This is a genomic window from Hahella chejuensis KCTC 2396 (assembly GCF_000012985.1).
GTDB classification, from domain to species: Bacteria; Pseudomonadota; Gammaproteobacteria; order Pseudomonadales; family Oleiphilaceae; genus Hahella; species Hahella chejuensis.
In genome coordinates this window covers 1,071,314-1,095,981 of sequence record NC_007645.1, presented here as the reverse complement: position 1 = coordinate 1,095,981, position 24,668 = coordinate 1,071,314, and the positions used below count along the sequence as shown (strand labels likewise).

The following is a 24,668-nucleotide window of genomic DNA, read 5'->3' as shown; positions in this document are numbered from 1 at the left end:
ATGTATAAGGAGCAATGGTTCGAAGTCACCCAACGGCTCAGCCGCTCCGGGCAGCCCTTCGTGCTGATCACGCTGATCGGCGCGCGCGGTTCTACGCCCCGGGACAGTGGAACCAAGATGGTCGTGTCCGCCGACGCTACGTTCGACACCATCGGCGGCGGCCATCTGGAGTTCAAGGCCACCGCCATGGCGCGGGAGATGCTGGCCAGAAGGGACTACAGTCAGCGCATGGAGCACTTCCCTCTTGGCGCCAGTCTGGGCCAATGCTGCGGCGGCAGCGCCACTGTCCTGTTTGAAGCCTTTGCGCCCTGCCCCACGCAGATCGCTTTGTTCGGCGCCGGCCATGTCGCCAAAGCGCTGGTGACGATCCTGGCGGATCTGCCGGTGCAAGTGACCTGGATAGATTCCCGGGAAGAGCTGTTTCCTGGCACGCTGCCCGCCAATACTCAAAAGCGCGTGGACGCCTATCCCTGCGATGTGATCGACGATCTGCCGGATAACCTTTATTACCTGATTCTGACGCACAACCATCAGCTGGATTACGAGCTGGCGGAAAAGATCCTGCGCCAGGACCGCTTCGCGTATTTGGGGCTGATCGGCTCCGCCACTAAGTGGGCGCGCTTCCGCCAGCGCTTTGACTATCGCGGCGTGGCGTCCAGTCAGGTCGAGCGCGTGAGCTGCCCGGTAGGCTTGTCCGCCGTTCCCGGCAAGCAGCCAATGGAAGTGGCGGTGTCTATCGCCGCCGAGTTAATCGGCCTGTACCACACTTCCGAAAGCCCCACGCAACAGGGCGTGGCCTGGAAAGACATTAAAAGCTGGGCCGCCGATCAGGCAGAGCCGCGCGACGCCAGCGACACGGACGCTTCAACGTCAACGCAAACATCCTCAGGAGAGACTTTATGAGTGGCGTCGCCATTCGCAGCCGCCGAGTGATCACCGATCAGGGCATGCAGCCTGCAACGGTGCTGATGGCCGGCGGCAAAATCGTGGAAGTGCAGCCTTATGATATGTCGATAGACGCCGACTACAAGCTGGTGGATGTCGGCAATGACGTGGTGATGCCCGGTCTGGTGGACACTCACGTACACATTAACGAGCCAGGCCGCACCGAATGGGAAGGCTTCAATACCGCCACCCAGGCCGCCGCCGCAGGCGGCATCACCACCCTGGTGGACATGCCGCTGAACTGCATCCCGGTCACCACCACCGCCAACGCCTTTCGCACCAAGCTGGATGCAGTGTCCGACAAACTCTGGGTCGACTGCGGCTTTTGGGGCGGCGTCGTACCGGAAAATATCGATGAGCTGCCTGCACTGCTGGACGCAGGCGTGCTGGGCGTCAAGTCGTTTCTGATCGACTCTGGAATCGATGAGTTTCCGCCAGTGACGGAGAGCGACGTCAAGCGGGCCATGCCGATATTGGCGCGCTATGGCGTTCCCTATCTGATTCACGCAGAGCTGGACAAAGAGCACAGCCCTCCGCCCGCTATCGGCAATAGTTATCAGAGTTTCCTCGCTTCGCGCCCCAAAGCCTGGGAAAACGACGCCATTGATCTGATGATCGGCGCCGCCCGCGATTTTAAGGCGCAAGGCGTGGACTGCAAAGTACATATCGTACACCTGTCGTCCGCGGAGGCTTTGGCCGCCATCGGGGCCGCCAAGGAGTCCGGACTGACTTTCACTGTGGAGACCTGCCCGCACTACCTGACCCTGTTCGCCGAAGCCATCCCGGATGGCAAAACACTGTTCAAGTGCTGCCCGCCCATTCGTGAAAACGACAACCGTGAGCGCCTGTGGCAAGCCTTGGAGCAACGTCTGATCGACTTCGTGGTGTCTGATCATTCTCCCTGTACGCCGCAACTGAAAGAAATCGACAGCGGCGACATTGAAAAAGCCTGGGGCGGCATCTCCGCCTTGCAGTTCAGCCTGCCCCTGGTATGGCATGAAGCCCACCAGCGGGGCCTGTCGCTGCCCTTTATTTCCCGCCTGATGAGCTGGGAAACCGCGCGCTTCGCCGGCTTATCCCATCGCAAGGGCCGCCTGGCGCCGGGTTATGACGCCGACGTGCTGGTATTTGACGACCATCAGGCGGTCACCATCAGTAAGGACATGATCAAGCATCGCCACAAAATTACGCCTTATGAAGGCATGCAGGCCACCGGCGCCATTCGCCAGACCTGGCTACGCGGACAATGCATTTACAAGGACGACCAGTTTATCGGCGCCGCCAAAGGCCAGCCGCTGCTGAGAGAAAGCAAAGCAGGCTAAGCGCGGACGCAATGAACGACACACAACAACGATTAACCTCCACACTTATTTTGGAATTCTCTGTATGAGTCACGCCATCGATTTTGAACTGCCCTATCCTGGCGCCCTTAACCTGGCGGCCGAACGCCTGGGAACCCAGGTGTTGTCCTGCAGCGACGACTTCTTCGCCTCCAAGGACAACCTGATCAAGTCCGGACGCGGCATTTTCATCGCCGATAAATACACGGATAACGGCAAATGGATGGATGGCTGGGAATCACGGCGTCGCCGCGATGGCGGTTACGACTGGTGCACAGTGCGTCTCGGCGCGCCCGGTCGCATCGATTTTATCGACGCCGACACCAATCACTTCCGCGGCAACGCCCCAGCGTCGGTGTCTCTGGACGCCTGCTACTGTCTGGGCGAGCCGGACGCCGGCACACAGTGGACAGAGATCCTGCCAAAAACCAGCGTCAACGCTCACAGCCAGAACCTGATCAAAGTGGACAGCGCCGATAACTGGACTCACGTACGCTTGAACATTTATCCCGACGGTGGCGTGGCGCGGCTGCGGGTATACGGTTCTCCCCAGGTGGACTGGTCGCGCACCCTGCCCGGCGAGCTGGTGGATCTGGCCGCTATCGCCAACGGTGGACGCGCCCTGCTATGCAGCGACATGTTCTTCAGCGACATGCAGAACCTGCTGATGCCCGGACGCGGCGTCAATATGGGCGACGGCTGGGAAACCAAACGACGTCGCGGCCCAGGCTACGACTGGCTGATCATGCGTCTGGCCGCTCCGGGAGCCTTGCAGAAAATCATCGTCGACACCTGCCACTTCAAAGGTAACTACCCTGACCGCTTTTCTCTGGAAGGCGCGGTGGCGGCGGACCCGAACTGCACGGACGCAGACAGCCTGAAAGCCCTGGAGTGGCGAACCGTCATTGCTGAAACCAAGCTGCATGCGCATCGCGAGCATCTGTTCATGGATGAAATCCAGGACAAAGCCACCGCGTTCACCCATCTGCGCTTGAATATTTATCCTGACGGCGGCGTCAGCCGTCTGCGCGTGCTGGGGTATCCCAAATGAGCCAAGTCACCCTGGAACAACTCAACGCTATGCCGGAACAAACGGCGCAGGCGACCTTCCTGACCTGTTGCAGCAGTGAAGCCTGGGCCCGTGGCATGACGGCGGCGCGTCCATTCGCCAATCACGCGGCTGTATACGAAACCGCCGACCGCATCTGGGCGGGATTAACTGAGCAGGATTATCTGGAAGCCTTCTCCGGCCACCCCAAAATCGGTGACGTTAGCTCTCTGCGCGCCAAGTACGCTCACACCAAAGCCCTGGCCGCCGGCGAGCAGTCCGGCGTCAACAGCGCTGACGAGGAAACCCTGCAGCGCCTGGCCGCCGGAAATCAGGCTTACGAAGAGAAATTCGGCTTTATTTTTATTGTCTGCGCCACCGGTAAAACGGCGGCGGAAATGCTGTCGCTGCTGGAGGCGAGACTCCCCAACGCGCGTAGCGAGGAAGTTAACAACGCTGCGGAAGAGCAACGTAAAATCACCCGCATCCGCCTGGAGAAACTGCTATGAGCCAAATCACCACTCATGTTCTGGACACCGCCCAGGGCAAACCCGCCGCCGGCGTTCCCATTCGCTTCTTTGCATTCGTCGACGATGACTGGGAGCAAATTGGCGGCGGCGAAACCAACGCCGACGGCCGTCTGCCCAATCTATTGGAAGAAAGCGTGGTGTTGCCCGCAGGCCGTTATCTGATGGCCTTCGATACCGCGGCGTACTTCAAAAAGCTAACGCATACACCCGGTTATCGCGGTCCGGAAACCTGTTTCTACCCGTATGTGGACGTCGTCTTTGAAATCAGCGGCGATGGCGAGCACTACCATATTCCCTTGCTGCTCTCTCCCTATGGCTACTCCACTTACCGGGGCAGCTAAGATGTCCGCGCGTCGCTTACGTCCGCAGCCGTTGACCCGGGAAGCTTTCGCGCCCTACGGCGACGTCATTGTCGCCGACGCAGGCAGTGAACATTTCACCATCAACTACGGGCAGACGGAACGCTATCACAATCTGGCGACGGTGGATGTGGCGGAGTCCGATGGCGCGCCCATTATCAGCCTGTTCCGTTCCACGCCCTTGGCGCAGCCGGTCAGTCTCCGCATCATGGAGCGGCACCCGCTGGGCAGTCAGGCGTTCTACCCATTAAGCCCCCGTCCCTATCTGGTGGTAGTGGCGCCGCCTGGAGACTTCGACGCGGACAAAGTAGAAGTCTTCCTGGCGCAGCCGGGACAGGGCGTGAATTACCGCAAAGGCGTCTGGCATCACTATTGTCTGGCGCTGGAAGACGTCAGCGACTTTCTGGTCGTCGACCGCAAAGGGCCGGGCAATAACTGCGACGAAGTCGAACTGCCCGACGCGCCCTGGACAATTGATTTATAATCCGTTGATTTTGATACAAAATGAGGAACCCTGACACGCCATGACCAGCTCCATCAGCGCCCACCGCGGCCCGCTTTTCCATATGCTCGCCGACCCGGCGGAAGTGGGTGAAGAAGCCAGTTATCAGTACTGGGAAGACGGCCTGCTGGTCGTCGCAGACGGCAAGATAATCGCCGCCGGCGCCTACAGCGATCTGCTCTCTACGCTTCCCGACGGCGCAGTGATCGAGAATCATCCGGACAGCCTGATCGTGCCGGGATTCATCGACACCCATATTCACTATCCGCAAACCGAGATGATCGGCGCCTTTGGCAAACAGTTGCTGGAGTGGCTGAACACTTACACTTTCCCTACCGAACGCGACTTTCAGGACCCACAACATGCGCGCAGAGTGGCGCGGGTGTTTCTGGATGAGCTTCTGAAGAACGGCACCACTACCGCACTGGTATTCGGCACCGTGCACCCGGAATCGGTGGATATGTTTTTCGAAGAAGCGCTGGAACGTAATCTGCGCATGATCTGCGGCAAGGTCATGATGGACCGCAATGCGCCGGATTATCTTTGCGATACTGCGGAAAGCAGCTATCAGGACAGTAAAGCTTTATTGGAAAAGTGGCACGGCAAAGGTCGCCTGCTCTACGCCGTGACGCCGCGTTTCGCCCCCACCAGCACGCCGGAGCAGTTGGCGGCGGCGGGCCGTTTGCGTCAGGAACATCCCGACGCTTACATGCACACGCACTTATCGGAAAACCTCGCCGAATGCGCCTGGGTGAAAGAACTGTTCCCGCAATGCGCCAACTATCTGGATGTTTACGACCATTACGGCCTGCTCGGCAAACGCGCCGTCCTGGCTCATGGTATTCATTTGTGCGAAGACGAATGGAAACGGCTGCACAGCTCGGACTCCGCACTGGCGTTCTGCCCGACGTCCAATCTGTTCCTCGGCAGCGGCCTGTTCGCATTGGAAGAAGCCGAAAGACACAAAGTCAAAGTGGGCCTGGGCACAGATGTAGGCGGCGGCACCAGTTTCTCCCTGCTGCAAACCCTGAATGAAGCCTACAAGGTCATGCAGCTGCGCGGTCAGGCGCTGACGCCGTTCAAGAGCTTCTATCTGGCTACGCTGGGCGGCGCCAGAGCGCTGGAGCTGGACCACTGCCTGGGCGGCTTCACCGCCGGTAAAGAAGCGGACTTCGTAGTGCTGGACAAACGCGCCACGCCGCTGCTGCAACTGCGCATGGAAAACTGCCGCAGTCTGGCGGAGCAACTTTTCGCTTTCAGCATCCTGGGAGACGACCGCGCCATACGCGCGACTTACGCCGCGGGACGCTGCGTTCACAAGAAATAACAAAAAACACTGGAAGCCGCAGACACGGCTTCGTTGAGCAATAACAATTAGACTCTGCTTTGAGGTCAGAATGGACCCGTATTACATCGACTGGATTAATCTTTTCATCCGCTGGTTTCACGTCATCGCAGGCGTGGCGTGGATCGGCGCTTCCTTTTACTTCGTCTGGCTGGATAACTCCCTGCAGGACCCGCCGGACTGGAAAAAAGAAAAGGGAATCAAAGGCGATTTATGGGCCATTCATGGCGGTGGTTTTTATGAAGTCGCCAAGTACCGGCTGGCGCCGGAACAAATGCCGGCCACGCTGCACTGGTTCAAATGGGAGGCGTACACCACCTGGCTGACTGGTTTCATGCTGCTGTCCCTGATGTACTACTTCGGGGCGGAGACCTATCTGATCGATAAGTCCGTCATGGAGCTGAGCCAGTGGCAAGCCATCGGTATCGGCGTGGGACTGCTGGCGGCGGGCTGGGCGCTGTACGACGGCTTGTGCCGCTCTCCTCTGTCCCGCAACGGCTACGTCTTCGGCGGGCTGTTGCTGGGACTCTCTGTGTTGGCCAGCTGGGGACTGACTCAAGTCTTCAGCGCCCGCGGCGCTTACATCCATGTCGGCGCCCTGCTGGGCACGCTGATGGCGGGCAATGTGCTGATGACCATCATTCCTTCCCAAAAAGCGCTGGTGAAAGCCGTCAAGGCCGGCGCTGCGCCAGATCCCCGGCTGGGCGAAAACGCCAAGCTGCGCTCCACCCACAACAACTATATGACCCTGCCGCTGATCTTCATCATGATCAGCAACCACTATCCCATGACCTACGGACATGAGTGGAACTGGGCCATTCTGTCGGCTCTGGTGGTGATCACCGCCTTCGCCCGCCATTATTTCAATCTCAAGCACAGAGGCGTGAAGCAGCCTGCTATTCTGGTGATAGCCATGCTGATGTTCATCGCTCTGGCGGTGACCGTGAAAAACACTCGTGAAGCAGACAGCGCTGGGTCGCAGCAAACTGCAGAGGCGACGACGGACAAAGTCAGCTTCATACAGGCGGCGGCGATTATTCACAACCGCTGCGCCAGTTGCCACGCGGCCAAACCCACCCAGGCTGGTTTTGCTGAAGCGCCTGCTGGCGTCCTGCTGGACTCCACGGACAGCGTCATGAAACATCTGCAGCAGATTCAGCAAGTGTCGGTGGATTCGAACTACATGCCGTTGGGCAACCTGACCGGCATGACCGATGAAGAGCGCCAGCAATTGGGCGCCTGGATCAAACAGGGCGGCGGGACCGAATAAGTCCGACGGCGTTTTTTATCCAAAGGAGAATGTTCCTGGGTAAAAAACGCGGCTAGCATATGCAACCTTTTATATGCCTCAGCGACCCCGGGCGGGGTCGCAGGCCAGCCTGAAAGTGACCTAAGCAGACTATGAGCGACAATAGATACCATCAGACGATCTTTATTTCGTGGGAAGAACTTCATCGGGACACGCGGATGTTATGCCGCAAACTGATTGATATGGGCCGCTGGAAAGGCATCATCGCCATTACCCGCGGAGGACTGATTCCCGCCGGCATCATCGCCCGCGAACTGGGCATTCGCTACATCGACACCGTTTGCGCCGTCAGTTATGAAGAACAGAAGCAATCTGATGATGTCAATGTCATCAAGAGCTTTGACGCTTCCGTCATCGGCGATGGCGAGGGTTATCTGCTGGTGGATGATCTGGTGGATACGGGCAAGACCGCGAAGGTGGTGCGCAACCTGATTCCCAACGCGTTCTTCGCCACGCTGTACGCAAAACCACTGGGACGGCCTTTTGTGGACCTGTGCATTAAAGAAGTGTCCCAGGAAACCTGGATGCGCTTTCCCTGGGACATGGAGCTGAACTACTCAACGCCGCTGGTGGACCGGCTCTAAGAGCCGGCCTTTAACAAGCAGAAAGCGCGGACTTTAGCTCTTCTGCTTGGTGCCGAAAATGCGGTCGCCGGCGTCGCCCAGCCCAGGCAGGATATAACCTTTTTCATTGAGTCGCTCATCAATGGCGGCGGTGTAGATATGCACGTCGGGATGGGCTTTCTCTACCGCGGCGATGCCCTCCGGCGCAGCCACCAGCACTAATGCGCGGATTTCGGAGCAGCCTGCTTTCTTGAGCAGATCGATGGTGGAAATCATGGAGCCGCCGGTCGCCAGCATGGGGTCGATGATCAACGCCAGACGCTGATCCAGCTCGCCCACCAGTTTTTCCAGGTAGGTTTTCGCTTCCAGGGTTTCTTCGTTGCGCACCTGGCCTACCACGCTGACTTTCGCGGCGGGAATCAGGGACAGAACGCCATCCAGCATCCCGAGGCCTGCGCGCAGAATAGGCACAACCGTCACTTTCTTGCCTTTCAGCTTTTCCACTTCCACCGGCCCGGCCCAGCCCTGCACAACCTCCGTTCCCAGATTGAAATCTTTACTTGCTTCATAAGTCAGCAGCGCGCCCACTTCCTGAGCGAGTTCGCGAAAGCTTTTGGTGCTGATTTCAGCCCGCCGCATCAGGCCGATTTTATGACGGACCAAGGGATGGCGGATTTCATGGGTAGGCATAGGATATCTCCGGCAAGACCCGAAAAGCAGGAGCGCTCTCCGGGCATCAGGTAATCTGAATATAAACGCGCAAAATCCTAGCGTATTTTGCGCGTACGCACATCCCTGCAGACGGAAATCTTGTGTGAAAATCGCAGATATATCAGCAAGACGGCTTTTTTCTTTTTATTGACCCGTCCTGAATAGAGCTGGCGCCGATTTCGGGACTAGACATATCCGTCCCGAGCTTATCGTTCCAGTTACTCTTCCTGCCCCGCCGGTTTCTGGTTTTTCATGGCGACGCCAAACCCTATTTTTCCGTTTGCGGGATCGCTGGCGTCAAATACCAGCAGCTCGCCATCGCCGGATACAATTCCCATGCGCCCGCTGTAGCTCAACTCGCCATTTGACTCCACGTTGTACGAGACACTCAGATCCCGCGTCGCAATCCCGGATGAAGCCCGGATCTGGCTATCGACGCCGGCGCCCGCGCCATCCAGCGTCAGACGACTGAAGGTCGCCTGGGGAATATCCTGATCTTCGATTACCACGCCAAGCCAGTACTCGCCTTGCAGAACGTTATTCGCCATATTCGTGGCGGTGCGCAGACATATCGCAGAACTTGCGACAGGCCGCCAGCCGCCGACTTCCGCGTTGCCAGGACTGTCGTCCTCAGGCGGATTGACGGGAACCTGCTCTTTCCAGGCCACCCTGGAAAAATGAAACACTCGTCCATCCGGCGAAGCGCCTCCCAAAGTGCGTACGCTCCAACGACAAGGGTCATATACTGGGTCACCGTTGTTATCGACAGGGCAGTCCAGCGTGTAACCTGCGTTCTGGACCACCTCGTCAAACGCCTCGTCCAAAGGCGGATCAGACCAGTTGAGTATGGCCTCATCGTCAAAAGAATAAGTAATCGCCCGACTTTCCGAGCCTGCGCCCACGCCAGTACCGCCAATGCGCTGGAGGACGCCGTTACCGTCTGCGTTTAAGGTGGCTTTATGAATCTGCACTGTGAGCTTATTGTCCGCGCCACTGGGAAAATAGGTTTGCTCGATGCAGAGATAATCGTTCTGGGTCAGGTCCGGTTTCTGATAGACGATATCGCCATCCGGATTTTCGGCGGTAGCGGTTTCATCCACTTTAACGCCGGCGTAGAAAGTGGTGCTGATGGCGGCGACGTCCGTCAGGAAGAACAGGTCTCCCGCTGCGCTGATGCCGCCATATCGCGAGCCGGACGCATTCATAAAGCCCGCGTCGTCAAACTTGTATTTGGGTGTGTTGATTTTGGCGTAACCGCCATTGCCGCTTTTATCCAGCAGATCGCCCAATCCTGCGCGGGAGTTGCCGCTGATAATTGAACGCATTACGCGTCCCTGATCCCGCTGCAGCGAGATTTCCGACGCATATTGCAAGCCGCTGAGAACAAAGTCCGGGCTGGGTACGGTAGGATCTTTAGGTTTAGTTTCCAGCTTTTCGCAGCCCTGCAGCGTTGCCGCAACCGCCGCGACGATAAGCGCGCTTCGGGACCAGTGCACAGGCCCCAGGTTGTATTTATTGTTATTCATCGCAATCAATGAGCTCAGTGGGGAGTTACCAACTGCAATCTTAGGTTACACAAAGATAAATTCATTGATGCAATTGGCAAAAGCTCGGAAAAGCGACGCATCGCGCCGCCTGCGCTTAAGCTTTGCGATGGGAGCGGGCTTCCGCCGCCTGCCAGGACATGCCGGTGAGAGAGCGGTACTCTTCTAAAGCGTCAATCATCGCACGGGTCAGTTCAGCGGGTTCCGGCAGTAGCGCCCGATCCGCATTGATCCCGATCTGCACCGACTGGTTATAGCTCAGCAGGCTGACGCCAAGTCCTATATCGCCGGTCTGCGGCACCCAGAACATCAGCTCTTTCACTTTGCTGCCCGCCAGATAACGGGCGCGCCGCGCGCCGGGCACATTGGAAAGCACCATGGACGTCTTGTTGCTGAACAGCTCCAGCAGCGGCTGCTGCACGCCTTGCGGAAACAGCCCCATCGCAGTGAGCAACGCATGAGAAAGGCTGGGCTGCATCGATTCTTTCAACGCCGCCATATCGTGTTTGATCTTGTACAAACGTTCTATGGGATTGCCTATGCCCGCCGCCAGCGGAACAAAGACCGTACCGAACTGGTTGCCTAACTCCTGCAACTGCTCTCTGCCCAATCGGGTCTCCAACGGCCGCAAATTGACTGGCAGGGTAGCGTGCAGACGCACTCCGTCCACCTGATCCATGCGCTCCTGCAGCAAACGCCTCAGGCCGCCGCTGACGCAGCTGAGCAACACGTCATTGATGCTGCATCCAAACGCCAGGGCGACTTCTTTGAACTTATGCAGGGGAATCAATTCCGACCAAGTGCAGCATTTCATGACGCCCAACTCGCCACGCAACGGCGTCGGGTCATCCGCCTCCAGCGCAGCCAGACGCGCAATCTCCGCAGCCCCATTCAGCCCCTGTCTGACGCCTTCCACCGCATAGCCGGGTTCGCGCAATATGCTCTTACCCTCTTCCGCAATGCGATAACGCAGCTTGGTGCACTTTTCCACCGCCCGGGACAGTGTTTCCATGCCCATGACGAAAGATTGCCTGGCGCGCACCCCGGCGTCCCGCTGCTTGCCGGGGTCCAGAGGAAACGGATTGATGTTGGGAGATTGGTCGGACAACGAGCCAAACACCGCCACCAGCGCCAGTCCGTCTGCATAACAATGATGCACCCGCATCACACAGACATGATGATCGCCATAGTTTTCAATGAGATAGACCTGCCACAGTGGCTTGCCCGGGTCCAGGGGCGTGCTCATCAGCTCGCCAATGAACTTTTCCAGGGCTCCTTTATCCGCCGGTTGCGGCAGAGCAACTTTGCGAACGTGGTAATCCAGAGAGAAATAAGGATCTTCTTCCCAGAAATAGAATCCAGAGTGATTGACCGGCTTTTGCCGAAAGCGGGGAAAAGCCAGAAAACGGGAATTGATGAGTTCTTTCAGTTTGTTGAAGGGAATCGGCTCCACCACCGCCATGGCGGTGATCACCATCAGGTTTGTCGGACGATCCAACCGCAACCAGGCTGAATCTACGCCGCTTACCGGCTCAAAATGGTTATCTGACATGAGTTTTCGCCGCACCTCCCCCTACAATTCGGTCATTAGCCATAACGGCTGAAAATCGCAAACTTCTTTACAGTGCGATTACAAATTTTAACACTGGCTCAAAAGCGGCAATCCTATAATCAAAGTGCGACAACCTGACTGCTTGGTTGGATTTTGCCGGATTTTTCGAGCGAAAACCGGCGAGTTTGCGGAATGCGCCCTGGCAGTTTAACTGATGTATCCATGGGGAAACCATAGAGCATCAGACGACACTTTATATATAAGACTTAAGATTAGCCTCCACGCTTACAAAATAGGCGCCATAATTAACCTATAGGCGCAGTCAACCGAAGTGTCGTCCAGTTGTGAGCACATACAAATACAATAAACCCGTTGTAGTTTCAGCCACAGGAGACCAGCGTCTCCAAGAGTGCGGAAAACGGGACGGCGCGACGGTGGGAGTTACTACCATGAAAGCAGTCCATGCCCGTAAGTTGTTACGACCGATTGATCCGGCCTATACCGAGATGTTTTCCGGTAAGGTCTACTCCGTGGGAAAAGGCGCGGTATCACTCCGCAATCATAGCGCTCCAGCGGAAAACACCGTCATCGGCGTCCACGGATTCCTCGAAAATCACTGTTATTTCACTCAGACCTATCAGGCTCCGGATACTGAGCTGATCCTGCTCACCTGCAGCAATTATCATATACCTGTAAGCGGCCCCACGCTGGAGTCAGCCCCCTGGCAAACGCAGATTAAGTATCTGGAAGCGACGATCGAGTACGACGCGGCGATCCTTAATCAGGTCCTGCAGAATCTGCCCAGCACCAATCGGGTGCGCGTGCATGGGCACTCCCGAGGCGGCGCTGTGATTCTGGAAGCTATAAAACAATGGCCCGAACTTTACGCCAATGTGGATGTGGTGCTGGAAGCGCCCGTATTGCCGCAAGGCAAGCTGCATGCGCTGGCCCGCGCACTACTAGACCCAGTCAGTCACGGCATGTGGCCATGGGTGATCCGGCTGGTCAACAGCGCGCCTTCCACCGCCTATGGACAAACGTTCTTCGGCAAGATGAATCCACGCAAACGGGTGTTGCTGGAGCGGCTGTTTTCATCTACACGGGACCACCTCACTATCGTGCGCAATATTGAGAATATTCTGGCCTGGATGGAAAAAGGCGATATGGCGCCCTACGAGCACATGCGTCACGGCACCATCTTGATTCCGAAGATTGACCGCATTCTAGACCGGGAAGCCATGCTGCAAAGCGCCGAACGCTCTCCCAACGCCATCCGCATCATTGAAACCGGCGCCACCAGCCATTTTGTCACTCTGGACAGTCAGGAGTGGGTGCCGCCCTTATCCCTGCTTCCCAATGCGGCCGCCGCCGGCGCCTGATCTTTCGCTGCCTTATTCCCTCCGGCCAGGGACGCGCCGGCTTCACTCCACTCTCCCCCCCCTTAACAGTCCGCACAACTGAGTAACCAATCACAAACTGCAGGAACGCGACAAAAAGTTAGGTAGGCTTTTCTAATCTATCTTTAGTAAACTTGCCGCCATTCAGATATAAGTTGCGATGAGCCATCGCATTAACGCTGAGAGACTGTTTTCTGAAGCCAAATGGCGGGGATCATTCATGTCCAAAGAAAAACTGTTAAGCGTCAACGCCAGAACCGTCAACGCCCGACGGCTGCAACAGTTACTGCTGGACTACCACAACTACCGGCTGCTGAGAGACGAACATCCCCTGGCGCAGGACATTGATCGGCTGTGCGACTGGCAGGCGGAGCGCCTCAAACGGACTCACAACGACCTTTACAGCAACCGGCGTTATCACGAAGCGTTAGACTTCCTGCTGAAAGATCTCTATTCCCCGAAAGAATTCACCCGCCGCGACGCGGATCTGGAACGGGTCTTCCCGGTGATGGTCAAACTGCTCCCCGATACCGCCCTGCACACGATCGCCGATTTGGTGGAATTAAACCTGCTCACGCAACAACTGGATGAGCATATCGCCGCCGTGCTGCGGGAAATGAATATTGAACGCATCACCGAAGATAACTATGCAGAGGCTTTTCGACGCTGCGACAACTTCGCTTCCCGACGCAGACAGATCACGCTCATCGACAAAACCGGCCATGAACTGGAAAAGTATGTGAAAAGCCGCTTCATCAGCTTCAGCCTTAAGATAACCGAAGGACCAGCGGAAATGGCGGGCCTGGGCCAGCTGCACAGTTTTCTGTCCAGAGGTTTTAAAGCGTTCAAGGAAATGGGCGGCGTCAGTCAGTTATTGCGCGTCATCATGCAGAGGGAAAGTCACATTCTGGAGCAAATCCAGGTCAATGCGGACTCTCCCTTTACGCTGCCGGATAATCTGCGCGCTTACGCCTGAAGTGGTTGGCGCACAGACTGGAGATATCAGGCTTTCTTCAGCAGCCCATCCAAGTGACTGTGAATTTCCTGCTCGATGCGGTCTTTGAAAGGACGGAATAAAAAGCCCAATTCCATGTGCAGATGAATCTGGCTCTCAGCGACTTCCAGCTGCCCCTTAACCCCAGTGCGATGAAAGCGTAGAACTTTATCTTCCCACTCGTAGTCGACGCTGAACCGCTCGGACAGGCTCTGCGCCAGTTCGTCCGCCGCCTGCACGGCATGATCCATATCAAGATTATGTTCACGGGTGAGTTCGATCACTGACATCTATAAAACTCTTTGGTTAATTGCGGAGGCTATTGTTTATGGTTTTTCGTCCTGTAAATCAAGCAAAAATCCCTTCGCGGGGAGCGAATCGCGGGTAGGACTTTCACCGGGACACAGGTAGAATACCGCACAATTATTTTTACGGGAGCAACCTAATGACAGAGCGGGACACCACCCACTTCGGTTACAAACAGGTGCCGGTCACAGAGAAAGAAAGCCATGTGGCCAAAGTGTTCGACTCGGTCGCCGCCAAGTACGACTTGATGAACGATCTTATGTCGATGGGCATTCACCGCCTCTGGAAACGCTTCACTATCGACAAAAGCGGCGTCCGCGCCGGCGCTTCGGTGCTGGACATCGCCGGCGGCACCGGAGACCTGACCAAGAAGTTCTCACGTCTGGTCGGCCCGTCCGGCAAAGTGGTTCTTGCGGACATCAACGCCTCCATGCTGCAGGTTGGCCGCAACCAGTTGCTGGATCACGGTTACGGCGACAACATCGAATTTGTTCAGGCCAACGCCGAGGCGCTGCCCTTCCCCGACAATAGCTTTGATTGCGTCAGTATTGCATTCGGTCTGCGCAACGTGACCGACAAAGATCAAGCCCTGCGGGAAATGCAACGGGTGCTGCGCCCTGGCGGGCGTCTGCTGGTGCTGGAGTTCTCCAAACCCACTAACCCTATTGTTTCCAAAGCTTACGATGTTTACTCCTTTTCCGCGTTGCCATTGATGGGCAGTCTCGTCGCTCAGGACAGTGAAAGCTATCGCTACCTCGCTGAGTCCATCCGCATGCACCCGGATCAGGAGACCCTCAAGTCGATGATGGAGCAGGCTGGACTCTGCCTGTGCAAGTACTACAACCTCACCAGCGGCGTAGTTGCTCTGCACACCGGCGTCAAAGCCTGATATGCGCCCATTCGACCCGCTTCTCCTCACCGCCCTCAACGCGACGGCGGAGCGCATCGCAGCGGAGATTCTCCGCTATGACGCGGGGTCCTCTGCGCGTCTGGCGGAACTGGACGGCAAATGGGCGCAGTTATCGCTAACGCCTTTCAACTTGTCGCTATACGTCAGACTGGGCGAACGACCCCGTTTCGCCGATGAAGCCGGCGGCGACGTAGACCTCGTTATTCAAGGCTCCCCTGGCGACTTCCTGAGCTATTTGCAGAACAAAGGGGGCGCAAAGAACATTCACATCCAGGGCGATATGGGTCTGGCGCAGCGTCTCGCCGCCATCGCCAACAATCTGGAAGTGGACTGGGAAGCCAAACTGGCCGAGCATCTTGGCGATATGCCCGCCCACTTTCTGGGAACGCGATTGCGCGGCTTTGGCCGCTGGGTGAAGCATGTCGGCGACAGCTTTCGCCGTGACGCGGAAGAGTACGTACACCATGAAGCCCGCACCGCGCCAAGCAAAGATGAAATGAGTTACTGGGCCGATGAAGTGGACCGCATCCGCATGGATTACGATCGTCTGGAAGCTCGTCTGCAGCGCCTGCAGCAAGCCTTTAACCCCGCAGTAAAAGACACTGATAAGTGAGAAGAATCAATCGCCTTTTTCAAATCGTCTGGGTGATCTGCCGCTACCGGCTTGATGAGTTCGCCCCGTTGACCTTATTACCTCTGCCACTGCGCCTGTTGTTTTTGCTGGCGCCCTGGCGATTGTTCCCTAAGCCGCAAATTCCCCGCGGCGAGCGCTTGCGGCGCGCGCTGGAGGAACTGGGGCCGATATTCGTCAAATTCGGACAAATACTTTCCACCCGTAAAGACCTGCTGCCGGAAGATCTGGCGGATGAGCTGAAACGTCTGCAGGACAAAGTGCCTCCCTTCGCCAGCGATATGGCGGTGCGCATTATCGAAGAGTCGCTGAAGTCGCCGGTTTCAGAGCTCTTCGCCGACTTTCAGACCTATCCGATGGCGTCCGCCTCCATCGCGCAAGTGCATGCCGCCACCTTGAAAAACGGCAAAGAAGTCGTGGTGAAAGTTATCCGCCCCGGCATAGAAAAAACCATTCGCCTGGATATCGCACTAATGCTGTTGGTGGCGCGACTGGTCGAAAATTACTGGGAAGACGGTAAACGCCTGCACCCGGTGGAAGTCGTAAAGGACTATGAGCACACCATAATTGATGAACTGGACCTGCAACGAGAGGCCGCCAATACATCTCAGCTCAAGCGCAATTTCGCTGGCTCGGAACTGATCTATATTCCGGAAGTCTATTGGGAGATGACCCACTCCCGCGTTCTGGTGATGGAGCGTATTTACGGCGTGCCCATTGCGGATGTGGAGCAATTGCGCAAAGCCAACGTCAACATGAAGTTGCTGGCGGAGCGCGGCGTGGAAATTTTCTTCACCCAGGTGTTCCGTGACAGTTTTTTCCACGCAGACATGCACCCTGGCAACATTTTTGTAGACGTTAGCAATCCGGCGAATCCACGCTATATCGCCATCGACTGTGGCATCGTCGGCACACTAACTCCGGAAGACCAATCTTATCTGGCCAGAAACCTGCTGGCCTTTTTCCGCCGCGATTATCGTCAGGTGGCGGTGCTGCATATTTCTTCCGGCTGGGTTCCGGGACACACTCGCGTCAATGAATTTGAAGCTGCTATTCGTACGGTCTGTGAGCCCATCTTTGAGCGCCCGCTGAAAGACATCTCTTTCGGCCAGTTCCTGATGCGCCTGTTCCAAACGGCGCGCCGTTTCGATATGGAAGTGCAGCCGCAATTGGTATTGCTGCAGAAAACCTTGTTGAATATAGAAGGACTGGGGCGGCAGCTTTACCCGGACTTGGACCTGTGGTCCACCGCACAGCCTTTCCTGGAAAACTGGATGAAGCAGCGCATTGCCCCGCCAGGGCTGCTGAAAGCCATTAAACAGCACGCGCCGGATTGGATTGAGCAAACGCCGGAGTTGCCGCAGATTCTTTACGAAGCCTTTGATCAACTGCGCCATCTGGATCGCTACAATCAAGCCAACCAGGACAGTCTGGCGAGCCTGAGTCGGGCGTTTGAAAAAGATAAGCAGCAACGGCGCGACTTCTGGCTCGCGGGTTTGGTGCTCGCTTCCGCTGCGGCGATGGCGATTGGCGACCAACCCTTGCGCCTGACGGAGCTGCCCTGGCCCTCCGTTATGCTCGCCGTCGCCGGTCTTTACTTGCTAATGCGCCCCAAATAGCGCGATAGTAAGGGTGCATTTTACAAATTTGTGACAACCTCCAGCTTAAGAAATAAAACGGTAACAATGACAGAGCAGAATTGGCGCCTCGCAATAAAGTGGAATAACGACGGCCTTATCCCCGTCATCGCCCAGGACAGCGACACCGGAACCGTGCTGATGATGGCGTGGATGAACGAAGACGCATTGTCTGAAACGATAGCCAAACAGGAAGCGGTGTATTGGTCCCGCTCCCGGAGCAGACTCTGGCATAAGGGCGAGACCTCCGGGCACGTACAGAAAGTCAAAGATATTCTACTGGACTGTGACGGCGACACGTTGCTGCTGAAAGTTGAACAAATTGGTGGAATTGCTTGTCATACCGGGCGTGAAAACTGTTTTTTCCGTTCCCTTGACGCACAAGAGTGGAAGATCAACACGCCGGTAAAGAAAGATCCAAAGGATATCTACGGATAAACGCCAGCGCTCTGATTCGCCAACCATAGCGCTGATTGGCGACTCGGCAGGCGCAACGAAATAATTAGACAATTTGTTTTCAGAGGCTTGGAAAAGCGCAACATGAACGACATATTGACCCAGCTCGGCAAAGTGCTCGAAGAACGCAAGCTGGCCGATCCGGATTCGTCCTACGTCGCCAGTCTACATGCGAAAGGACTAAATAAAATTCTGGAGAAAGTCGGCGAAGAATGCACCGAAACCATCCTCGCCGCCAAAGATGCAGAACAGGACGGTTCGACGCATAATGTAATTTATGAAACGGCGGATCTGTGGTTTCACAGCTTGGTGATGTTGAGTCACTTGAACATCGCTCCGCAGGAAATCATGCAGGAGCTGGCTCGGCGCTTTGACATTTCGGGGCTTGAGGAAAAAGCCTCGCGGGGAAAGAAATAGCAGCGGACAGCCCGCACCGGCGCTAACGCTGGACTTGTTGGATTTGGTAATCAGGCAGTAATACTTCAAAGGAGCACAATCATGGGCATATCCATGTGGCAACTACTCATCGTTCTGTTAATCATCGTGCTGTTGTTCGGTACGAAAAAGCTGAAAAATATTGGCGGCGATCTGGGCGGAGCGGTGAAAGGCTTTAAGAAAGCCATGAGCGATGGCGAATCCGAAGAAGACAAAGAGCCCAAGAAGCTGTCGCAAAATGAGAGCCGTACTATCGAAGGCTCCGTAGAGCGTAACGACGCGAAGACTGAATCCAAACACAGCTGATCCATATCGGACGACCAATAGCTTATGTTCGATATCGGATTTCCAGAGCTAGCGCTGGTTGCTGTCATTGGCCTGCTGGTGCTCGGCCCGGAGCGTTTACCCTACGCCGCGCGCAAGACCGGCTTATGGGTCGGCCGCATTCGCCGCATGGTCAGTCAGATGTCTTCTGAAATAGACCGGCAACTGAAAGCTGAAGAGATGCGGGAACGGCTGCGCAAAGAGGGCGATACGCTTGGCTTGGAGAAAATCCAGCAAACTGTCAACGAGGCCCTGGCTGAAGCGAAGAAATATGAGGACATGGTCGAGAAGAACCCGGCTACGCCGATGTCTTCCAAAGCCAGCACTCCCCAAACGCCGTCTTCCGGGCCTGACCCACAACCGGTAGAATCCCACTCCCATTCCGACGACGCTTCCAAGCAGCATGACCGCTCCTGAAATGACTCCGCGCGACGACAACATAGATAAAGAACTGCCGTTATTTGATCATTTGGTTGAACTGCGCAACCGTCTTTTACATTCCGTTTTAGCGGTGCTGGTGGCGTTTTTGCCCCTGTATGCGTTTCGCAATGAAATCTACGCCTATCTGGCCAAACCGCTGCGCGCGGCGATGCCGGAAGGCGCCACCATGATCGCCACCGAAGTGGCGTCGCCGTTCCTGGCCCCGTTCAAGCTGACGATGGTGCTGGCGATCTTTATCGTGATTCCGTTCATCCTTTATCAGATCTGGTCGTTTATCGCTCCTGCGTTGTATAAGCACGAGAAAAAGCTGGCGATCCCTCTTCTGGTGAGCAGCGTGCTCCTGTTTTATCTGGGCGTCGCTTTCGCCTATTACGTGGTGTTTCCGCTGGCGTTCAACTTTTTCGCCAGCGCCAGCCCTGAAGGCGTGACGGTGATGACGGATATCAACAAATATCTGGACTTCATCCTCAAGCTGTTCTTCGCGTTCGGTTTCGCCTTCGAGATCCCTATCGCCACGGTGCTGATGGTCAAAGTAGGCATCACAAATGTGGCCAGCCTGCGGGAAAAGCGTCCTTACATCGTCGTTATCTGCTTCATCATTGGTATGCTGTTGACGCCTCCCGACGTGATTTCGCAAACCCTGCTGGCGGTGCCTATGTGGCTCCTGTTCGAAGTCGGCGTCTTATGTAGCCGTTGGGTGGAGCCAACCGCGGATTCCAACTCCGAGTCCATCAATACCTGACTTCCAATTTAGTTCTGATTTTATGAATATCCTGTTGTTCTCAGCGGAAGAGTTATCCGCGTCCGGCCAGCTCACTCTTACTGACAGACGCGCAGAGCACCTGCGCAAAGTATTGAAAGCCCAAGCCGGCGACGATATTCGCGTCGGTCAGATCAACGGAGAGATGGGAACCGCCCGCTTACTCGATATCAACGATGAGCGCGCGCGACTGGAAGTGAACTTGAACGTCGAAGCGCCGCCGCCGTTGGACCTGACCCTGATCCTGGCTCTGCCCCGCCCAAAGATGATGCGTAGAGTGATTCAGAGTACCGTCTCTTTGGGAGTGAAACGCATCTACTTGATCAACTCCTACAAGGTGGAAAAAAGCTATTGGCAAACTCCCTGGCTGGAAGCTTCATCGTTAAGAGAAAACGTTCTGCTCGGCCTCGAACAGGGGGTGGATACCCTGCTTCCTGAAATCCATATGCGCAAACTGTTCAAGCCCTTTGTAGAGGACGAGCTGCCCGGCATCATTGCCGGAAGCGACGCCTGGGTGGCGCACCCGACATCAGAAGCGCAATCGCCCCAGGTCAATGGGCCGCTGACTTTGGCGGTAGGACCCGAAGGCGGTTTCACGCCTTATGAAGTAAAAAAGCTGGAGGAAATCGGCTTTAAGGGCTTCACTCTGGGTAAGCGCATACTTCGCGTAGAAACAGTTATTCCCGCGCTGATTGGCAAGCTCTACCTGTAAATCACACGGCGGCGAGCACTATCAGGAAGCAGACGCCATGGGCTCGCCCGCGCCATAATCCATATTATTAAACACCCATCGCCTGGCGAATCAGTTCCTTCTTGATGAACGGCGTTTTGTTCACCAGCGCCAGTCCGGCGTTCCTTACTCCTGCAATCATGGGAGAAGGATGCCCAAAGCCGCGCTTGAACGCCTCCATCAGGGTCATCATAGAGAGATTTCCAGCCTGACGCCTTCGCTGGTAGCGCCGCAGCATTTCTTCATGTCCCAAGGGGACGCCCCGGGACAAAGCGCGTCGCGCCTCATCCAGCAATGCAGCGACATCTTCAAAACCAAGATTGACGCCCTGACCCGCCAAGGGGTGAATAGTATGCGCCGCATCGCCGATAAGCACCGCGCCGCCGTCATAGTAACGCTTAGCGTGCCGCTGTCTGAGCGGGAAAGCAAAGCGTCGACTGATATCGACCACCTCCCCCAACGCCTGCTCGGACGCCTCGTATAGCGCAGCTTTGAAGCTGGCGTCGTCCAGTTCCATTAATCGACCTGCTTCCGCAGAATCCGCTGACCAGACAATAGATGAACAACGGTAGTTTCTATCCTGGTCCAGCAAAGGCAGCAGAGCCAACGGGCCTGTAGGCAAAAAACGCTGCCGGGCGGTGAACTGATGAGGACGGGAAGTTGTTATCGTCGCAACAATCGCCCGCTGTCCGTAATCCCATTCCCGTGTCGGAATGCTCAACCACTGGCGAATACGTGACAAAGCCCCATCCGCGCCAACCAGCATCCTGCAGGAAACCGTCTCCCCGCCCCCGGTTTCAAGGGAGTAACCCGAAGCGCCCGACTGCAACGCAGTCGCCTGATCCTTGATGACATGGATATTAGGGCGCTCAGCAATACGTTGATGCAAAGCAGACGTCACCACACGGTTCTCGACAATCAAACCCAAGCTGCTTTCATAAACGTCAGCCGAGGAAAACACTATCCGCCCGCTTCCCGCGCTATCCCATACGTCCATATCGGTGTAACGCAAGCAATATGGCTCGATATCCGTCCATACATTCAAATCACGCAGCAGCTTCTCACTCGCCAAGGTCAGGGCGCTGACACGGCGGTCGAAGCTGTGCGCGTCATTGCACTTGGGCGACGTCGCCGTGTTCAACCCACCGGGATCAATCAGGGCCACCTCAATATCCTGCGCCGACAAGCCCAATGCCATCGCCGCGCCAACCATACCGCCGCCAACGACGGCGACAGGAAACTGTGTCTTCACAATAGGAAGCCTCTACTTTGCAGACCCCGGATAATCAATATTCACCGCCATTGCGGCGCACGCTCCGCGACGCCCATGGCGTATTCAGCGAAACGGCGTTTCGCCGCAGGCGCCAGATTCAGGCTAATCAAGCCAAACTGCCGGATGCTCTCCAGCCAGACGGACTTTTCGCCAAATAATTTGATCAGCCCGTCACTGGCCGTCACAGTGCGTTTCTGGTCCGCCTGCTGACGCGCCAGATATTTGTTCAATATCGACAACCCGCCCAATTCTTCATTGGTGACCGCTTCGTTCAACGCTTCCGCCAAATGCAGCGCATCCCTCAAAGACAGGTTATACCCCTGTCCCGCCACCGGATGCAGCGTATGCGCCGAGTTACCCAGCAGCACCAGGCCTTCTCTAACCTGCTCCTGAGCGGTTTGTAACGTGAGCGGGTAATGATTGATATCGCCGACCTGGACAATTCGGCCAATTCGGTAGCCGATCTGAGATTGCAGCGCCTCAGCGAAACCGGCTTTATTCAGGGACAGCAGCCCCTGCAAGCGATTGCTCGGAACTGTCCAGACTACGGCCATTCGATCATTACCCTCAGACGCCAGCGGCAAAAAGGCGACAGCGCCGCCATCAATGAAGCGCTCATACGCAATATTGTCGTGTGAGCGAGAAAGGCTCACGTTCACCACCAACGCATGCTGACCATAGTCCTCGTGACGGCTGGCGATACCAAACCCCTCCGCCAGACTGGAGCGACCTCCGTCCGCCAGCACCAGCAGTCTTCCAACTATGTCCCGTTCGCGCTCCCCTTCCCGCAGACTCACCCGCATTCCTTCAGGACAGCTCTCCGCGGACACAGCCTCTGCGGGCGTCAGGACTGTCAGGTCCGCCCATCCCTCCAATGACGCAACGAGGCTGCGTCCAATGGCCGCATTGGGAACCACATAGCCAAAAGCATCCAGGCCCTGCTCCCTTGCCTGCAGACGGGTTGCGCCCCATTTACCCTGTTCAGAGACATGGATTGCGCTGATGCCTCCGGCATAAGGAGCCATCGCAGACCACACGCCCATGCGTTCATACAGAAGGCGAGAGCCGTGAGACAGCGCCGTGGAGCGCACATCGAAACTGGGTGTAAAGGGCCCCTCAGACGAGGTCTGCAAGGAGTGCGCCTCCACCAGCGCCACTTGAAAGCGACGCCGGGAAGACTGCTGTAAGGCCAAAGCCAAGGTTGCGCCGACCAGACCTCCGCCGACGATAACGATATCGTAGTGACGGGTCATCATTTACCCCGCATCAAGGCCTCAATTTCATCGACTTTCTTCGGCGTACCCGAGGTAATGACCTCACCACCCTGCTTGGTCACGATCACATCGTCTTCGATACGAACGCCAATGCCTTTCCAGCGCGGATCGACATCTTCCAATTCTGGCGCGATGTAAATACCGGGTTCGACCGTCAGCGCCATGCCGGGCTCCAACACGCGCCATTCGCCACCAACCTTGTAGTCGCCGACATCATGCACATCCAGGCCCAGCCAGTGCCCCGTGCGGTGCATAAAGAATTTCTTGTAGGCCTCGGTTTCAATCAGCTCATTCAGCTCGCCTTTAAGCAGACCAATTTCACGCAGACCTTCAGTAATTACTTTCAGCGCCGCTTCGTGCGGCTGGTTCCAATGACGGCCGGGACGTACTTCTTTAATCGCAGCTTCCTGAGACGCCAGCACAATCTCATAAATGGTGCGCTGTTCAGCGCTGAACTGGCCTGATACCGGGAATGTCCGGGTGATATCGGACGCATAGCAATCCAGCTCACAGCCCGCGTCGATCAATACCAGATCTCCGCTCTTCAGCTTGTCGTTATTAGTGACGTAATGAAGAATACAGGCATTCTCGCCACCGCCGACAATGCAGTTGTAGGCCTGCGCCCGTGAGCCTTCCCGTAAAAAAATGTGTTGTATGGCGGCTTCTAGCTGATACTCATACATCCCAGGCTTACAAATGCGCATGGCTTCGTTATGCGCCTCGGCGCTGATACGCGCCGCCTGCTTCATAATTTTGACTTCAGCGGAAGACTTGAACAGGCGCATATCATGCAGCGTATGCTCTAACGCCACGAACTCTCCAGGCGGATGCGCACCGTTCTTGATTTTGCTGCGTATGACATTGATCCATTCCATGACCCTGCGATCAAACTTCTCATCCAGGCCCATGGAGTAATAAACCCGCTGCTTACCTTCCAGCAGGCCCGGTAGAATTTCATCAATATCGTCAATAGGGAAAGCATCATCGAAGAGATACTGTTCAATCGCCCCTTCCTGTCCCGCCAACTTTCCATTCCAGCGCTCGTAGTCAGGGTTCTTTTCCTTGCAGAACAAAATGGATTCACCGTGCTCGCGTTCCGGGATCAGCACCATCACCGCGTCCGGCTCCGCAAAGCCGCTGAGATAATGGAAGTCGCTACTCTGACGGTAGGGATACTCCGAGTCGCGATTACGCACGCGAATTGGCGCTGCGGGCAGAATGGCGATGCTGTTGGGCGTCATTACATCAAGCAGGTGGCGCCGACGTTTCTGATATTCACGAATCGATAATGCTTGCACGTCAATCTCTCTTAAACTTTTAGTTATCCGTAATATGGCGCACATCCGTACAAA

27 protein-coding genes are annotated in these 24,668 nt (G+C 56.2%); 20 read left to right on the top strand and 7 right to left on the bottom strand.

Translation table 11 applies throughout. The features are described from left to right. The 9 genes from xdhC to gpt all read left to right on the top strand — a co-directional run bounded on the left by xdhC (window position 1) and on the right by gpt (window position 7,962). Complete coding sequence (xdhC, locus tag HCH_RS04955; protein ID WP_011395052.1) at window positions 1-903, top strand: xanthine dehydrogenase accessory protein XdhC; 903 nt, start codon at window positions 1-3, stop codon at window positions 901-903. Further along, window positions 900-2,267, top strand: a complete 1,368-nt coding sequence (allB, locus tag HCH_RS04950) for an allantoinase AllB (RefSeq protein ID WP_011395051.1) — start codon at window positions 900-902, stop codon at window positions 2,265-2,267. The genes xdhC and allB overlap by 4 nt, the downstream gene beginning before the upstream one ends. Before the next feature lie 64 nt (window positions 2,268-2,331). After that, on the top strand, window positions 2,332-3,336 hold the full coding sequence (alc, locus tag HCH_RS04945; protein WP_011395050.1) for an allantoicase: 1,005 nt from the start codon (window positions 2,332-2,334) through the stop codon (window positions 3,334-3,336). Then, entirely contained in the window at window positions 3,333-3,842 is a 510-nt protein-coding gene (uraD, locus tag HCH_RS04940) for a 2-oxo-4-hydroxy-4-carboxy-5-ureidoimidazoline decarboxylase (RefSeq protein ID WP_011395049.1), read from the top strand. Before alc ends, uraD begins: the two co-directional genes overlap by 4 nt. Next, window positions 3,839-4,204, top strand: a complete 366-nt coding sequence (gene uraH / locus HCH_RS04935; protein ID WP_011395048.1) for a hydroxyisourate hydrolase — start codon at window positions 3,839-3,841, stop codon at window positions 4,202-4,204. The genes uraD and uraH overlap by 4 nt, the downstream gene beginning before the upstream one ends. A 1-nt stretch (window position 4,205) precedes the next feature. Beyond that, on the top strand, window positions 4,206-4,706 hold the full coding sequence (locus HCH_RS04930) for an ureidoglycolate lyase (RefSeq protein WP_011395047.1): 501 nt from the start codon (window positions 4,206-4,208) through the stop codon (window positions 4,704-4,706). 40 nt (window positions 4,707-4,746) lie between these two features. After that, window positions 4,747-6,051, top strand: coding sequence for a guanine deaminase (gene guaD, locus HCH_RS04925; protein WP_011395046.1), 1,305 nt, complete (start codon window positions 4,747-4,749; stop codon window positions 6,049-6,051). Between the two features lie 70 nt (window positions 6,052-6,121). Further along, the gene (locus tag HCH_RS04920) at window positions 6,122-7,339 is read left to right on the top strand and encodes a urate hydroxylase PuuD (protein WP_011395045.1); all 1,218 of its coding nucleotides are present in this window, start codon (window positions 6,122-6,124) and stop codon (window positions 7,337-7,339) included. A gap of 131 nt (window positions 7,340-7,470) precedes the next feature. After that, window positions 7,471-7,962 (top strand): xanthine phosphoribosyltransferase, encoded by a 492-nt coding sequence (gpt, locus tag HCH_RS04915; protein ID WP_011395044.1) that lies wholly within the window; start codon window positions 7,471-7,473, stop codon window positions 7,960-7,962. 33 nt (window positions 7,963-7,995) lie between these two features. On the opposite strand, the gene upp is transcribed toward gpt, so the two are convergent. The 3 genes from upp to HCH_RS04900 form a co-directional block, all read right to left on the bottom strand. Next, a complete protein-coding gene (gene upp / locus HCH_RS04910) occupies window positions 7,996-8,631 on the bottom strand; it encodes a uracil phosphoribosyltransferase (protein WP_011395043.1) in 636 nt (211 codons plus the stop codon). 239 nt (window positions 8,632-8,870) lie between these two features. Next, window positions 8,871-10,178 (bottom strand): hypothetical protein, encoded by a 1,308-nt coding sequence (locus HCH_RS04905; RefSeq protein ID WP_011395042.1) that lies wholly within the window; start codon window positions 10,176-10,178, stop codon window positions 8,871-8,873. A gap of 115 nt (window positions 10,179-10,293) precedes the next feature. Then, window positions 10,294-11,748 carry a WS/DGAT/MGAT family O-acyltransferase gene (locus HCH_RS04900; protein WP_011395041.1) on the bottom strand — a complete coding sequence of 485 codons (1,455 nt, stop codon included), beginning with the start codon at window positions 11,746-11,748 and terminating at the stop codon, window positions 10,294-10,296. Window positions 11,749-12,197: 449 nt separating this feature from the next. Here HCH_RS04900 and HCH_RS04895 point away from each other — a divergent pair, with 449 nt between their 5' ends. Both HCH_RS04895 and HCH_RS04890 read left to right on the top strand, forming a co-directional pair. Continuing rightward, window positions 12,198-13,127, top strand: a complete 930-nt coding sequence (locus HCH_RS04895) for an alpha/beta hydrolase (protein WP_011395040.1) — start codon at window positions 12,198-12,200, stop codon at window positions 13,125-13,127. Between the two features lie 238 nt (window positions 13,128-13,365). After that, window positions 13,366-14,121 carry an FFLEELY motif protein gene (locus HCH_RS04890; RefSeq protein WP_011395039.1) on the top strand — a complete coding sequence of 252 codons (756 nt, stop codon included), beginning with the start codon at window positions 13,366-13,368 and terminating at the stop codon, window positions 14,119-14,121. Between the two features lie 26 nt (window positions 14,122-14,147). On the opposite strand, the gene HCH_RS04885 is transcribed toward HCH_RS04890, so the two are convergent. Then, the gene (locus tag HCH_RS04885; RefSeq protein WP_011395038.1) at window positions 14,148-14,429 is read right to left on the bottom strand and encodes a polyhydroxyalkanoic acid system family protein; all 282 of its coding nucleotides are present in this window, start codon (window positions 14,427-14,429) and stop codon (window positions 14,148-14,150) included. Between the two features lie 155 nt (window positions 14,430-14,584). Here HCH_RS04885 and ubiE point away from each other — a divergent pair, with 155 nt between their 5' ends. From ubiE to HCH_RS04840, 9 genes are all read left to right on the top strand, one after another. Beyond that, complete coding sequence (ubiE, locus tag HCH_RS04880; RefSeq protein WP_011395037.1) at window positions 14,585-15,334, top strand: bifunctional demethylmenaquinone methyltransferase/2-methoxy-6-polyprenyl-1,4-benzoquinol methylase UbiE; 750 nt, start codon at window positions 14,585-14,587, stop codon at window positions 15,332-15,334. A gap of 1 nt (window position 15,335) precedes the next feature. Then, window positions 15,336-15,968 carry a ubiquinone biosynthesis accessory factor UbiJ gene (locus tag HCH_RS32125; protein ID WP_011395036.1) on the top strand — a complete coding sequence of 211 codons (633 nt, stop codon included), beginning with the start codon at window positions 15,336-15,338 and terminating at the stop codon, window positions 15,966-15,968. Continuing rightward, complete coding sequence (ubiB, locus tag HCH_RS04870) at window positions 15,965-17,605, top strand: ubiquinone biosynthesis regulatory protein kinase UbiB (protein WP_011395035.1); 1,641 nt, start codon at window positions 15,965-15,967, stop codon at window positions 17,603-17,605. The genes HCH_RS32125 and ubiB overlap by 4 nt, the downstream gene beginning before the upstream one ends. Window positions 17,606-17,671: 66 nt before the next feature. Then, a complete protein-coding gene (gene hisI, locus HCH_RS34550; RefSeq protein ID WP_011395034.1) occupies window positions 17,672-18,061 on the top strand; it encodes a phosphoribosyl-AMP cyclohydrolase in 390 nt (129 codons plus the stop codon). Window positions 18,062-18,163: 102 nt separating this feature from the next. Further along, complete coding sequence (locus tag HCH_RS34545; protein WP_011395033.1) at window positions 18,164-18,496, top strand: phosphoribosyl-ATP diphosphatase; 333 nt, start codon at window positions 18,164-18,166, stop codon at window positions 18,494-18,496. A gap of 81 nt (window positions 18,497-18,577) precedes the next feature. Next, the gene (gene tatA, locus HCH_RS04855; protein ID WP_011395032.1) at window positions 18,578-18,820 is read left to right on the top strand and encodes a Sec-independent protein translocase subunit TatA; all 243 of its coding nucleotides are present in this window, start codon (window positions 18,578-18,580) and stop codon (window positions 18,818-18,820) included. Window positions 18,821-18,844: 24 nt separating this feature from the next. Beyond that, the gene (gene tatB / locus HCH_RS04850) at window positions 18,845-19,255 is read left to right on the top strand and encodes a Sec-independent protein translocase protein TatB (RefSeq protein WP_011395031.1); all 411 of its coding nucleotides are present in this window, start codon (window positions 18,845-18,847) and stop codon (window positions 19,253-19,255) included. Continuing rightward, the gene (tatC, locus tag HCH_RS04845; RefSeq protein ID WP_148212480.1) at window positions 19,242-20,021 is read left to right on the top strand and encodes a twin-arginine translocase subunit TatC; all 780 of its coding nucleotides are present in this window, start codon (window positions 19,242-19,244) and stop codon (window positions 20,019-20,021) included. The genes tatB and tatC overlap by 14 nt, the downstream gene beginning before the upstream one ends. 22 nt (window positions 20,022-20,043) lie before the next feature. Beyond that, complete coding sequence (locus tag HCH_RS04840; protein ID WP_011395029.1) at window positions 20,044-20,751, top strand: 16S rRNA (uracil(1498)-N(3))-methyltransferase; 708 nt, start codon at window positions 20,044-20,046, stop codon at window positions 20,749-20,751. 67 nt (window positions 20,752-20,818) lie between these two features. On the opposite strand, the gene HCH_RS04835 is transcribed toward HCH_RS04840, so the two are convergent. The 3 genes from HCH_RS04835 to pepP are packed head-to-tail and all read right to left on the bottom strand — an operon-like array spanning window position 20,819 to window position 24,659. Beyond that, window positions 20,819-22,021: a UbiH/UbiF/VisC/COQ6 family ubiquinone biosynthesis hydroxylase gene (locus tag HCH_RS04835; RefSeq protein WP_011395028.1), complete on the bottom strand. Its 1,203-nt coding sequence runs from the start codon at window positions 22,019-22,021 to the stop codon at window positions 20,819-20,821. Window positions 22,022-22,062: 41 nt separating this feature from the next. Beyond that, complete coding sequence (ubiH, locus tag HCH_RS04830; protein WP_049780838.1) at window positions 22,063-23,298, bottom strand: 2-octaprenyl-6-methoxyphenyl hydroxylase; 1,236 nt, start codon at window positions 23,296-23,298, stop codon at window positions 22,063-22,065. After that, window positions 23,295-24,659, bottom strand: coding sequence for a Xaa-Pro aminopeptidase (gene pepP / locus HCH_RS04825; protein ID WP_011395026.1), 1,365 nt, complete (start codon window positions 24,657-24,659; stop codon window positions 23,295-23,297). The genes ubiH and pepP overlap by 4 nt, the downstream gene beginning before the upstream one ends. Window positions 24,660-24,668: the final 9 nt, after the last annotated feature.